The sequence below is a fragment of the Geobacter anodireducens genome (genome assembly GCA_001628815.1).
Taxonomy (GTDB): domain Bacteria; phylum Desulfobacterota; class Desulfuromonadia; order Geobacterales; family Geobacteraceae; genus Geobacter; species Geobacter anodireducens.
The window spans coordinates 2,026,941-2,039,797 of sequence record CP014963.1; the positions used below are offsets into that span (position 1 = coordinate 2,026,941).

The window sequence follows — 12,857 nt, forward strand, 5'->3', positions numbered from 1 at the left end:
TTGGGCCATTATTGCATTACCGGTGACACGTGGACTCTGGGGCTGCCGTACAGACAGCGGCTCTTGCGGTGAATTGCTTCGATCCTCTGACCAAGGACTTCGTCGTCAAGGCTGCGCTGGCTACGCCCGCGAGACCTCCACGCATAGTACCCGGCACGAATCACCCCATAAAGCCGGCACATCATCGTGACTTCGTGTCTTTTCCGGTTCTGCTCGATGAAGGCGTAGATTTCTGCTTTCGTTCGGAACAGAACCGGATGGCTTTTTTTAAGAGTTCGTGCTCCTCCTTTAAGCGAGCATGCTCTTTCTCAAGCTGTCGTAGTCGCTGCAACTCTGAAGCGGTCGCCGGGGTCTCGATGTCGGGCGTGTCATTGTCCACGATGAGTCCCTCCCGGTACTCCTTGCGCCAGCGCGAGAGCATGAACGGGTGGATGTCCAACGACTCCGCCACGTCTTGCACCTGCACACCGGGCAAGTGACTAAGTTTGACGGCCGTTGCCTTGAACTGCTGGCCATAGCTGCGAATTTTCTTCGGTCCGATGATTTTTGCCATTTCCGACACCTCCGTTAGGTTGAGGTGTCTACACTACCGGGGGAACTTCCTTAACGGGTGTAGTGGCATGTTAGCTGCCGACTTTTTTTGAGACTACATCACTAATTCCTGGCATGGTTGGGCCATGATCCCCAGTCAACAATCCGGAATCTGAACGACTGAAAAGTGATTGCAATATAATTTTTCTGGATTCTGTATCGATTTCTGTTTCATTCACTAACAGGCCGTTGAAAATCGGCCCCATTTGACTTGCTGAACTTTGCAGTTCGTTTTTTTTGAATCAGTTTTGTTGCTCAGAACCTTTGTTCCTCGTTCTTTTTGCTCTTTATCAACCTCATATACTGCTGATGTAGCCTGGTTTTCCCCTCTCAGGTGACACCGAGACCCAGGTTTTTCATCCGAACCAGGTTGTAGGCCGCAGCGTGCAGATCAAGTTGCATGGCGATCTTCTCGATTCCCCGGTACATCGTCTTGCGTAATCTGCCCACGGTCTTCATCCAGCCAAAGCCTTCTTCGATTCGTTTCCTGATCTTCTGGCTGATGGTGTAGTTCGGATGCTTGGTGGTTCTGCCGTCGATGGCCGATTTCCTGTTGGAGGTGTTCTGGGCCACGTGTGGCGTGATCTTGAACCTACGCAGCTCTTTGACGAATGATTCTGTGTCGTAGCCTTTGTCGCAGCCAAGAGTGATCCGTCGGGTCGTCCTTGGCAATTGCTGCACCATGGCCTTTGCTGCGTCGCGCTCACCGCAACCGGTTGCCGTTGTCACCTTGGTCCTGATGATGAGGCCACTGCGATTCTCCATCAGGGTATGTCCCTGGTAGCAGAGCTTGGCTTCTTTGTTCTTCCCCTTGCGGTAGAGCCGGGCATCAGGGTCAGTGGTGGAACCATGGGTTTCGTTGGTAAGTTTCTGTCCCTTGAAATCCACGGTATCGTTTCTGCCGCCACCACCGGCTGAAGGAGGTCCATCCTTGGGCTTAAAGCTCTTGATGGAAGCCCAGGCTTCGATGAGAGTTCCGTCAACGGTGAAGTGTTCGCGGGACAACAGTCGCTTACGCTCTGCCTGGGCCAGAACCCGGGAAAGAAACTCTGCGGCAACTTCGGAGCCAATCAATCGGTCACTGTTCTTGGTAAAGCTGGAATGATCCCAGACTTTCTCGTCCAAGCCCATGCCGAGGAACCAGCGGAACAGGAAGTTGTAATGGATCTGCTCTACCAACTGCCGGTTGCTGCGGATGGAGTAGAGGATCATCAGCAGTTGGGCTTTCAAGAGCTTCTCCGGTGGGATTGAGGAGCGGCCGGTTGTGGCGTACATGCTGTCAAAGAGCTTGTCCATCCCTGCCAGAGCTTCGTCGGCCATCTTACGGATGGCCCGCAAAGGGTGGTCCTTCGGGACAAAGGATTCAGGTGTCACATAGGTAAAGAGAGCTTCTGTGTTGCTGTCAAAACCGCGCATAACTTTCCTCAATAATTGTAGAGCGTTATGCGCGATAATGTACCACAAATAGGCTGTTTTCTCTATTTCAATTTCAACAGCCTGCTAATGCGAGATAGAGGTAGCAAAGTTGCTCTCTCTCCTCTGCATCACGCTGAAGATGGAATGAACTGAAAGTCAGTTTGCCAAATATCCTTATCAAGTAAGCAACTAAAGACAGAACTGATGCGAGTAAAATAATCCCCTGCCAATGGTGCACAGAAAATTTCTCAAAGGCTTGTCCTGACTTCAGCCATTGGGAAAACAACCAACTAAACAAGATTACTGATGCGATCGTTGTAAGAGCGACAACTGTTCCCCACCGATGCCCAATTGTACGAAAATGTGAAGCTCGTGTTCTCCAGTATTCAGCAGGTTTTTCAAGTTTTAATTTTTCTGAATACAGAGCTTCTAATTCATCAATTCTGGTCTTAGCTTTACTGAAAAAATCATCTCTTGCGGTTCGGTCTTCATCTAGCTGTGTCGCAAGAGCCTCAACTGTAGTTTGTTTCCACTGACTCAATTCATCCTTAAACAACGTGGCGCTTTCATTGAGATCGTGAAACAGAGTTTCGGATACAGCTATTGTTTCGTCGGTCTTGTCAGTAAGTTGTTTTCTTAAAGCCCCAATGGCTCTTTTTTCCGCTTCCCTTCTTTTTGTAATCAAAGACTCATCTTGGAATAGATATTCATAACCAAGTATTGCTCCTTGTAACGAAGGGAATGTAGTATCAGGGAGTTGGCTATTATTCGGCTGAGTTACAAAAGACCAGAATGATTGGGCCTGCCGCTGCCCTAAAGCGACCGCTTCAAGAAGTGCTACTGCAAAAGGAGTGTTGGAGAATGCTGCTCTCTTTAGATGCTGTGCGATTTTATTTGGAAGATTTTGCAGTTCACGCGTTTTAACATCTTCTGCCCACTGCGGATATGAACTCTTAAATTGATTGATTTCATTCATGCTTTGATTAAACGCATTACGGATTCCGTTAGACACCTCATTATTACTGTAGCGCGCCCGGTACCCTGGACACAAGATAAGAGTCACGCAGCCTTCTTGACTTGATACTCCTCGAAAGCTTGTCGTGGGCTTCTGAAACCGAGTTTTTCAACCAGCCACAGCCGGTTGTAACGATCCATGAAGTCAGCTACTGCCGTCCTTACTTCTTCAATTGTGCGGTAGTGGCGGCCATAGATGACCTGTTCTTTGAGAGTCCGATTGAACCGTTCCGTCACCCCGTTGGTCTGCGGTTCGGCAACAAACGAGAAACTTGGGGCGATTCCCCAGAACTTGATCTGGTTCTGGAAATGTTCCGAAAGGTATTGGCTGCCGTGATCCATCCTCAGTACCAGCCCACGGGCAGCAGCAGCTCCGACTGAGCCGAAACGGGCCTTGATTCCCATGAAGAGCGGCTGCAATGCGGCAAACCGATCGCCATTCTTGGTCACATGCCAACCGACGCACTCGGCGTTCCAGTGCTCCACGGCGCTAAACAACCAGCACCACCCTTCTTCCAGGGTGAAGATCCTGGTGCCATCGGTACCCCACATGACGTTGGGAGCCGCCGTGATGATCTTGCCGTCGTGCTTCTTGGTCTGTCCCTGAACAACCCGGTGAGGAGAGAGCAGGTTGTTCTCCCGCATGAGACGCAGCACCCGCTTGCGGCCGACTTTGATCCCTTTGACGAAGCGTAGGCGTCCCCAGACCTTACGGTGCCCCTCGCCGATAAAGGGGGATGTCTCCAGATCGGTTCGGATAAGAGCAAGTACCTCGTCGTCAGTGAGCGGTGTTTTCGGGCCACGCTTGAGCAATACCGATGGCAGGGTTTTTCTGCCTTGGCGGCTATAGAACGACGAGCGGGGCATTTCCCAGGCACGGCAGACGCGCTGAACGCCGTAGGCTTTACCGGTGGCAGGGGAGATCGTAGCGCTCATTTCTTCGATCTCCTCTGGGCCAAAGGGTGGGCACGCCTCGCTTTCTCCCGGAGGAGCTCGTTTTCCATGGTGATCTCACCGATGCGCTTGAAGGCTGCATCGAGTTCTGCCGCCAACGGATCACCTTCACGAGCCTTGAGAGCAGATTCTATTCCCTGGAGTGCTTTCTGATGCCACTCTTCCAGGCGATAGATTTCGATGCCCAACTCACGGGACAAGGCATCGATTGGTTCACCGCGCATCAACCGCAGGACAACCTCCTTTTTGCGGTTGGCGCTCCAACGTTTGACTTCCGGTGCTGCTCCAGTCGAGCTACGCTCTCCTTCCGCCGCACCGGAGACACTGACATCCTTTTCCATTGACGACCTCCTTGAACACGTAGATTTACCTCATTTTCGTGTCCAAGAAAACCGGGGCCGCCATACACCTCATTATTACCTAATTTCCCTAATGCCTCTGACCAATAGGTCTGCTCTTTTTGGAAAAATTCAGTAATTGAATTTAGATTTGAAAAATTTCGTTCTTCACCTATTGCGTCTCGGAATTTTGCTTCAACTTTCAAATTGTCGAAGTCAGACATGAGTCCTCCGCAATACTATATTCTTTACTTAGCTAACGGGGCCGGCCATGACCCGCGACCGAAGGGAGTCGGAGTCTATGGCTGTGTTGAGCATTTGCTTCTTATTTCGGTTCAGGCATTTTTTCTTCTAGACTTTTCAGGAATACCGTACTTTCCTTTGCGCCAAGCGATCTGGCCTTTTTCAGGTTTTCCCACGCCTCAGCATACTTACCTTCTCTGAACAGAGAGTGCGACCAGCGAAGCCAGGAGTCGGAATATTTGGGGTCGAGAGTTGTACTTTCGATGAAATTCTGATTTGCGAGAGTGAAATAGCGTGCCCGTTCATTGAGGTTGTCTTTAGGAATGCTGTCAGCCTTGTATGAATAGATTGTTCCAGCATCGGCGAGTAAGGCTACCTTTTGAAAATTATCGTCACAGAGACTTTTCGCTTTTTCTAAATATTCAATCGCATCATCAAGCTTGTCTTGTTCCGCTACGACCCGAGCGAACCCCCAGTAGGGTTGGTAATTGTTAGGGTTGAGCAGCCAAGACTGATTGTATCGCCTCATGGCATAGTCAACGTTACCTTCTTGCATAAATTTTTCAGCTTGTGCATGCCATGCCTTGCTTGCAGCCTCACGGCTACCGAAGCCACCGGAGGCTTGTTTGACAAAATCATCATCAGCTTTTTTCAGAAATTCAGGGCGTTCAACTTTCGGTTGGCCGTACATAGGAATGTTGTCAATTCTTGTCCCGTGGTTTGTTGCACATCCACTCGCAAGCAACATCAGGCTTATCAGACAAGCAGCCAAGTAGTTTATCCGTTTGCTCATTCTCATCTCCATGTTTTGCTCAACGTGTATGAGCATGACCGGCGCGTAAGCGTCCGTGTCTATGCGAGAGTTATGTCATCCCTTCGGCTTGGCAAACTTCAGGAGACTTTCTATATGATCCAGATAAAACTGACTAAACTCTTTTCTGTTTGTGATGTTGGCGGGGTTATACGTTTGTGCCTGAGAAAAATAGTCGTATTCGCAGTTCTTGTACTTTTCCCATGCCTCGTTGAATCCGCCCAAGTCGGGCGTGTCGATGAAGGGACCAAATATAATTCTCGCTTTTTCATGCCTTATGATTGTTTCATTCGTAATGATTCGGTTAACAAATTCATTTCCAGAGGCAATATTCTTCCTGAGCATGAAAATCTCGTTTACAAACTCGGCGCGGAAAACGGCAGCGGCTTTGTTAAATTCTGTGACTCTGAGGGTTTCATAATTTCTGGCGATAGCCAGTCGGTGGTCAATTTGGGTTTTCAGAAGGTAGCCCAAGACTCCGCCAATAGTGCCTCCGGCAAGATACTTACTAATTTCAGCGATAACTTTGAGAAATTCCTCAAAAGTCATGGGTACTCCTTCTGCCTTTTCCTGAGCTGGCTCTCCGGGTGCGTGATGACCGGCCTTTATTGCCTTTTCTGCATTAACCGCTTCTATTCACATAACTCTTATAAGGCCCCAGTCAGTCAATAGGCAAAATGGTGCCCAACCGATTTTGAGTCGTTTTCTTTGACGAATCTATCTCGACATCTTATCCGTTCTGACTTGATTTCCAATACTGGGTCAGGAAAGAATCCTGCACCAAACTCTTATCAAAGCTCAATTCGCTGCGGTTGTTGCTGCTACAGCGATTGCGAAGGCATTCCTTGCGCGGCTTAGAAACTATCCCGTTCCCTCGGCCGGCCCATTCATGAAGCGTGCTCATCGCTGGTGCGAGGCACAGTTGATCCCGGTTTCCGGCGAGGGGCAGAACATTCAAAAGCTGAAAAGAATAGATTCAGTTATGTAAGGAGCGGGACAGGGCTCCAATCTCGTTAACTTGCTCCCTGAGCATCATCAAATCGACCGGTACGTGTTCTCAGCCGCACCTCGTTGTCTTTCACGGTCGTGGTCATGCTTGCTCGTGTGGCTCCAGTTGTGCACTAAGCTGCCTCTGTCCCCTCCAGCTTTACGCCGTTGCCAAAAACTTTTCCCGGTCGAACGGCACATTGTTTTTCAGCATGTAGAAAATCGCTCGTGCCAGTTTGTGGGCAAGGATCGAAATCGCTTTCCCTTTGCCATGAATCTTGACCAGTTTCTCCATCAGGATTTTTGCCTGGGGATTGTGGCGCACGAAGAACACAGCGGCCTCAGAGAAGGCCCATTTCAAATGGACGTTGCCTATCTTGGAACCGCCGACCCCCTTTTTCTTTCCCGCTGATTCGTGGGCACATTTCACCAGCCTGCAGTAGGAAGAGAAGTCTTGCACGGTCGGGAAACGATTTATGTCATGGATCTCGTAGAGCATTACCAGGCCCAGCACCTTTCCCACGCCGTTGATTGAGCGCAGAAGTTTGAGGGCATGCAGGTTGTGTTGCCGGGCCGTTTTTTCTATGTCCGGTTCGAGGACATTGATGACATCGTCAAAGGCGTCGATCATGGCAACGTCAATTTCGATAATTTTCCTCACTTCCGGATCGTGGAAGAGCTGAGCTACTTCATGGCGGTTCTCTTCGACTCCGAGATCAATGCCAAGAGGAGCCAGATTATATTGGGTTACCGTGTTCTGGATGTGTGCCATAAGCTCAGCACGTTTTCTGACGAAAAAGTTCCGGCGGCGCAGGAGGTCCCGTGTTGCCCGCATTTCCGGCGGGTAGACGTAGGCTAAGGGAAACATGCCGCCGCGGAGCAGCACAGCAATCTTGTGGGCGTCAATCTTGTCGCTCTTTGCTTTGCCACCGTGGACTGCCTTCATGTAAAGGGCGTGACCGAGCACAAACTCGATCTTTTCATTACGGCAAAGGTCTGCCAGCCAATACCATGCGAACATGCATTCCACGCCGACAACCAAGTCCTCCCGGTAGGGTGCCACGAGGCGAAGGAAGCTCTCAGGATTGCAGTTGATTTCGCGATGAACCAGCACGGTCCCTTCCGAGTCGAGAATGCAGACGTACTTTTTTCGGGCATGAAGATCAATTCCGCAGTAGTACTTGTGAGTCTTAGTGTAAAATCTCATGTGTAAGGCCTCCTTTGGAGAATGGGTTTCGCCAAAGTCCAGCATACGCTAATCCGTATGCCCAGAGGGGGCCTTACACAGTATCCCGTAAATCACCCGTTAGGGTGTGCTATCTACAACTATATATAACCAAGTACATGTAGATGGAAGCATCTACATCTATATGGGGGCAGGCTATATACTTGTAGATGGAAGTCTGCATTTTTTACTTATCCGAGACCATCTACATCTATATACCTTTCCCAGCGGAGTACCGTCGTTAAATCGGCTCCGGAGGGAGATCAGGAACACTCCCCACCTTTCCCATACCCGAATCAATTCCCCACACATCACTAACACCCTTTCATAAATCAATTACCATCCCCGTTCAATCAGGAAAACCCCTATACGCCGCGTCCTCGGAGCCGCGTTTCAGGCGCTGATCACACTTCCACCTCCACCCACACGGGGCAGTGGTCGGAAGGCTTTTCCATGGCGCGGATGTCGTAGTCGATGCCGGCGGCGCGGCAGGCTTGCTGGAGCGGACGGGTGAGGAGGATGTGGTCAATGCGCAGGCCCCGCTTGGGCTCGGACTCGAAGCCGCGGCTGCGGTAGTCGAACCAGCTGAAGCGGTCGTCGATGTGGGGGTAGAGCTCGCGGTAGCTGTCGTGCAGCCCCCAGTCGCGCAGGGCGGCGAACCAGGCCCGCTCTTCGGGGAGGAAGCTGGTCTTGCCGGTGCGGAGCCAGCGCTTGGCGTTGTCGGCGCCGATGCCGATGTCCGGGTCCACGGGGGCGACGTTGAAGTCTCCCATGACCGCCAGGGGGGCGTCGGGGTCGCAGGAGGATTTCAGGTAGGCGAGCACGTCGGCGTAGAAGCGTTCCTTGGCCGGGAACTTGACCGGGTGGTCGCGGCTTTCGCCCTGGGGGAAGTAGCCGTTGATGACCCGCAGGGGCGACCCGGCGGGAAGATCGAAGGCGGCGCTGATGAAGCGCTTCTGGGCTTCGTCGCCGTCGCCGGGAAGGCCGAGCCGGACGTCACGGGGGGGCTGGAGGGAGAGGAGCGCCACGCCGTGGTGGGTCTTCTGGCCGTGGTAGATCACGTGATAGCCCAAGGCCTGGACTGCGGCCAGGGGAAAGTCGGCATCCTGCACCTTGGTTTCCTGGAGGCCGATGATGTCGGGCCGATGGGTACGGACCAGTTCTTCGAGTTGATGGAGACGGGATCGCAGGCCATTGACGTTGAAGGATACGAGTTTCATCCCGGGTCACCTCGCAAAGGGGAATTGTGCTCGTATCACTAGCAGATTGCGGGTTTATTATCCATTGGTTTGTGAACAGATTTGAGGCGGGCGGAAACGTGCCCCGGACCGGGCGGTCCGGGGCGGTGCGACGGGTCGGTCAGGGCTGGTAGCCGTCGGTGAGTGTTTTCATGAAGGCCACCAGGGCGTCTTCTTCGGCATCGGAGAGCTTGAGGTTGCCCAGTTCGGCGGTGTTCATGTTGAGGGCCAGCTCGGGCAGCGGCCAGCAGGTCACCTTTTCGCCGGGGGAGCCGGGCGCGCAGGTGGGGAGAACGTCGCGGGTGTTGTAGAAGTGGACGATCTCCTTCAGGCTCTTGAAGTAGCCGTTGTGGCCGAATGCCTTGACGACATCGGGGGCTGCTTTCTTGTCCACGTTGCGCAGGGTGGGCACCTTGTGCTTGCCGAGGTTGGCCTTGGCAAATCGGCTGTAATCGATGCGCGACTCAAGGAAGCCGCCGAGCCCCAGGTCGATCCAGGCGGCCCCCAGGGGATTGAAGGTGGACTGATAGAAAGGATTCTCGACATTGCGCGGTACGCCCAGGTTGTCGTAGGTGTAGTCGGTGAAAAGCGGCTTTTTGCCGGTGTTGACGTGGCAGCGGGCACATTTGCCCTTGCCGTTGAAGAGAGCGAGCCCCCTTCTCTCCTCGGGCGTCAGGAATGCCTTGCCGGCCAGGAAGGCGTCGTACTTGGAGGTGAAGGCGTTGGATTCGGCCGAGCCCTCGTAGGCGGCAATGGCCAGGGCGATGTAGTCGTAGGCCAGATTGGATTTTGCCCGGTTGGGAGCATCCAGGTTCACGAAGGCCCCTTCGGTGGCGCAGGCGGTGTCCACGTCAGCGGGCCAGGCGATGGCGCACGAGCCGGGCCAGACGGCGTCCATGGCGGTGCCGTAGGTGGCGGTGCATACCCGGTGGACCACGCAGGCCGAGTCGGGGAGCGCCTGCTCCAGCGGATTCAGGAACGGGCCCTGAGCCTGGTCGGCGGCAGGATTGCCCAGTTTTTCGCCGGTGGCGCGACCATCCCAGAAGTTGCCCCCCACGAACATGCCGCCGCCCTGACGGATATATTTGAGGATGGGCGCGGTGGTGGCGTAGGCCGATGAGGGTGGTTTGCGGTTGCCGAAGCGCCCGGCAATGGAGCCTTCATACACGGCGCCGTGGGCGTTGACTTCCGAGGTGGGCCCGGTCCACCCCGCCTCGGGGGCGTGGCAGTCCGCGCATGACTGGTTGCCGTTGATGGAGAGGTTGGTGTCGAAGAAGATATCTTTGCCCAGTTGTTCCTTGACGGTCAAGCCTGCCGCGCCGGCGGCGCCTGCCGCCAGGAGGAGAAGTGCCGCCGCCCCCATTAGTCGCTTGGATACCATCCCTGTACCCCCTTGTTGTGTGGAACCTGACCATGTCGTTGTCGGACAGGTTTCCGGAATATGCGGTCGCATCCCTGCCTTCCCCGGCGCCGTATCACCCTCCTTTCCCGTCCGCCTGTTGCCGGCGCTCATGTCCGGCCGGGGCCCGCAGAGGTTAACTCTACATAATTATTAACCTTTGTCAAACGCCCTCCGTCCGGGCCCGCCAATGAATTACTCCTTGACATCCAGGGATTTGAACTTTATAACTAGTTGAAAATCTGATTATTTTACTCGCCGGGCAGTTTTCCGGCCGATGTTCGTGCCCCATGTATCGAGACCATTTCGGCTTTACCGAACAACCCTTTGCGCTCACCCCGAACCCTGATTTCCTCTTTCTGAGCACCCACCATCAGGAGGGGTTCGCCCACCTGCTCTACGGCATTGACACCCATGCCGGGTTCATTGAGCTGACGGGCGAGGTGGGGACCGGCAAGACCACCCTGATCAGGACCTTCCTCAACCAGCTCGACCCGGCCACGCACCGCACCGCCCTCATCTTCAACCCGACCCTGTCGTCCCTGGGACTGCTCCAGGGGATCAACCGGGAGTTCGGCCTCCCCTGCGCCAGCTCGGAGCGGGGCGAGTTGCTGGAGGCCCTGAACCGTTTCCTGCTGGAGGAAAGCTCGGCCGGCCGCACGGTGGTGCTGGTGATCGACGAGGCCCAGAATCTTTCCGTCGAGGTGCTGGAACACATCAGGCTCATCTCCAACCTGGAGACCGAGCGGGACAAGCTGATCCAGATCGTGCTGGTGGGCCAGCCGGAGCTGAAGCGGCTGCTGGCGCTGGAAGAACTGCGCCAGCTCAACCAGCGGATCACGGTGCGCTACCACCTGGAGCCCATGGGATGCGACGATACGCGGGAGTACATCCGGCACCGGATCAGGGTGGCGGGCGGCGGGCGGGAGCCGGTGGCGTTCACCCTTGGGGCCGTGAAGAAGATCTACCGCTTCTCCAAAGGGCTGCCCCGGCTGATCAATGCCGTGTGCGACCGGGCGCTCCTGCTGGCCTACACCAGGGACAGCAGGGAGATCACCGCGTCAATGGCGGCCGAGGCCATCATCGACGTGCGCCAGGAAGAAGGGCGGCGCTTTCCCATCCCCCGCAAGACCCTGCATTTCCTGGCCCTGGCCGCGGCGATCAGCATCGGCGTTGCCCTGTTCAACCGCACGGACAAGGAGCCACCGCCCCCGGCCGTGGCCGGAGAGGCAACGCCTGCCCCGACCCCGGCGCCGCAGCCGCCCCCCCTGACCGGCGATGCTGTCCGCAAATCTTTGGCGGCAACGGCCGTGGGGGACAACATGCTGACAGCTGCCAACGCCCTGCTGGGGGCATGGCAGGCACCCGCCATCGACCGGGCCGGGCGCAGCGACGATATCCGCACCCTGGCGGCACGGCGCGGTTTCACGGCCACGGAAATCAAGGGGAACCTGGACGACATCCTGCATTTCGACGCTCCGGTGATGCTCCAGGTGGAGCTTCCCGACGGCACCAGCCGGTTCCTGACCCTTACGGCCGCGAACAACGGCTCGTTCACCGTGGTCCCGGCTGTTGCGGGGAAAGATTCCCTTTCGCGCGGCGAGATCGAGGCGTTCTGGGAGGGACGGGCCTGGATGTTCTGGAAGAACTTCCACGGAATACCGTTACGGACCGGGCGGGAAGCAGGGGCAAGGGAGTGAAACCGCTTCAGGAATTGCTGAAGGGGGCCGGTTTCTACGATGAAAAACCCACGGGCGACTTTGATGCGGCTACCGAGGAAGGGGTGCGTCGCTTCCAGCAGTCCGAGGGGCTGCAACCTGACGGCAAGGCGGGGGAGAAAACGCTGGCGCTCCTCTACCGCAGGGCGGGCGGGTTTTTCCCGCCGGGACTTACGGGAGCAAAGGGGAGCACGCAATGAGCCTGATTCTTGACGCGCTGAGAAAAATGGAGCAGGAGCGAAAAGCCCGGCGCGGGGCCACCGAGAACATCCGTCCCGACGTGCTCGGCCACCGGGGCGCGCAGCGCTCCGACAGCCGGAAACGGTGGCTGTTCGCGGCCGGCGCCACAGTGATCCTCCTGGCGGGACTGGCAGTGGGCCTGTTACTGAAGGGCGGCAACGACGCCACGCGCACGGCGGCGGTACAACGCCGGGACGCCGGCCGGCCGGCCCCGCTGACGGCCGGGTACCAGGACGAGGGTACGGAGTCCGCGCCGGCGCCGGCCGGGCCCCCGTGCCGCAGCCCCCGGTTCCACAGCCGCAACCGGCTCCGGCCCTTGAGGCGCCGCGTCCCGTCCCTGCCCCACCCGCGGCTGCTGTTCCGCGCCCCGTGCCCGCGGCACCGCGCCCGGACGAGGAGGAAGAAGAAAGTGCTCCGGCGGTACGCGCCCCAAGCACACCGGCACCCGTTGCCGTGGCCCAGCCCGCGGACCTGTCCGTAACGGGCATCGCCTGGCAGGATGAGCGGCGTCTGCGCCGGGCCGTGGTGAACGGCACCCTGGTTGCGGAAGGAAACGTGGTGGCGGGCGCCCGCATCGTCTCCATCGGCGAGCGCAAGGTCCGCTTTTCCAAGGACGGACGCACCTTCGACGTTCCCCTCTCCGGCGGTCACTGATCCGGCGCGGCTGTCCGTCCGGCCGCGCC

The 12,857-nt window shown here is 55.9% G+C and carries 12 protein-coding genes and 1 pseudogene; 3 read left to right on the forward strand and 10 right to left on the reverse strand.

Annotation, left to right across the window (positions count from 1 at the left end; translation table 11 throughout):
* Positions 1-181: 181 nt before the first annotated feature.
* The 10 genes from A2G06_09255 to A2G06_09300 all read right to left on the reverse strand — a co-directional run bounded on the left by A2G06_09255 (position 182) and on the right by A2G06_09300 (position 10,198).
* Complete coding sequence (locus tag A2G06_09255) at positions 182-553, reverse strand: hypothetical protein (GenBank protein ID ANA40447.1); 372 nt, start codon at positions 551-553, stop codon at positions 182-184.
* 368 nt (positions 554-921) lie between these two features.
* Positions 922-2,007 carry a transposase gene (locus A2G06_09260; GenBank protein ANA40448.1) on the reverse strand — a complete coding sequence of 362 codons (1,086 nt, stop codon included), beginning with the start codon at positions 2,005-2,007 and terminating at the stop codon, positions 922-924.
* Positions 2,008-3,066: 1,059 nt separating this feature from the next.
* Positions 3,067-3,957 (reverse strand): integrase, encoded by an 891-nt coding sequence (locus tag A2G06_09265; protein ID ANA40449.1) that lies wholly within the window; start codon positions 3,955-3,957, stop codon positions 3,067-3,069.
* On the reverse strand, positions 3,954-4,316 hold the full coding sequence (locus tag A2G06_09270) for a hypothetical protein (protein ANA40450.1): 363 nt from the start codon (positions 4,314-4,316) through the stop codon (positions 3,954-3,956). The genes A2G06_09265 and A2G06_09270 overlap by 4 nt, the downstream gene beginning before the upstream one ends.
* Positions 4,317-4,638: 322 nt before the next feature.
* Positions 4,639-5,385, reverse strand: coding sequence for a hypothetical protein (locus A2G06_09275; GenBank protein ANA40451.1), 747 nt, complete (start codon positions 5,383-5,385; stop codon positions 4,639-4,641).
* A gap of 39 nt (positions 5,386-5,424) precedes the next feature.
* Complete coding sequence (locus A2G06_09280) at positions 5,425-5,916, reverse strand: hypothetical protein (GenBank protein ID ANA40452.1); 492 nt, start codon at positions 5,914-5,916, stop codon at positions 5,425-5,427.
* 181 nt (positions 5,917-6,097) lie between these two features.
* Complete coding sequence (locus A2G06_09285) at positions 6,098-6,325, reverse strand: hypothetical protein (GenBank protein ID ANA40453.1); 228 nt, start codon at positions 6,323-6,325, stop codon at positions 6,098-6,100.
* Between the two features lie 189 nt (positions 6,326-6,514).
* Entirely contained in the window at positions 6,515-7,561 is a 1,047-nt protein-coding gene (locus A2G06_09290) for a transposase (GenBank protein ID ANA40454.1), read from the reverse strand.
* Positions 7,562-7,983: 422 nt separating this feature from the next.
* The gene (locus A2G06_09295) at positions 7,984-8,799 is read right to left on the reverse strand and encodes an exodeoxyribonuclease III (GenBank protein ANA40455.1); all 816 of its coding nucleotides are present in this window, start codon (positions 8,797-8,799) and stop codon (positions 7,984-7,986) included.
* 139 nt (positions 8,800-8,938) lie between these two features.
* On the reverse strand, positions 8,939-10,198 hold the full coding sequence (locus tag A2G06_09300; GenBank protein ANA40456.1) for a cytochrome C: 1,260 nt from the start codon (positions 10,196-10,198) through the stop codon (positions 8,939-8,941).
* Positions 10,199-10,506: 308 nt separating this feature from the next.
* Between A2G06_09300 and A2G06_09305 the strand changes: the two are divergent.
* The 3 genes and pseudogenes from A2G06_09305 (at position 10,507) to A2G06_09315 (ending at position 12,828) form a co-directional block, all read left to right on the forward strand.
* Positions 10,507-12,134, forward strand: a pseudogene (locus A2G06_09305) (AAA family ATPase).
* Positions 12,131-12,655, forward strand: a complete 525-nt coding sequence (locus tag A2G06_09310) for a hypothetical protein (GenBank protein ANA40457.1) — start codon at positions 12,131-12,133, stop codon at positions 12,653-12,655. Before A2G06_09305 ends, A2G06_09310 begins: the two are co-directional and overlap by 4 nt.
* Entirely contained in the window at positions 12,628-12,828 is a 201-nt protein-coding gene (locus tag A2G06_09315; GenBank protein ANA40458.1) for a hypothetical protein, read from the forward strand. The genes A2G06_09310 and A2G06_09315 overlap by 28 nt, the downstream gene beginning before the upstream one ends.
* Positions 12,829-12,857: the final 29 nt, after the last annotated feature.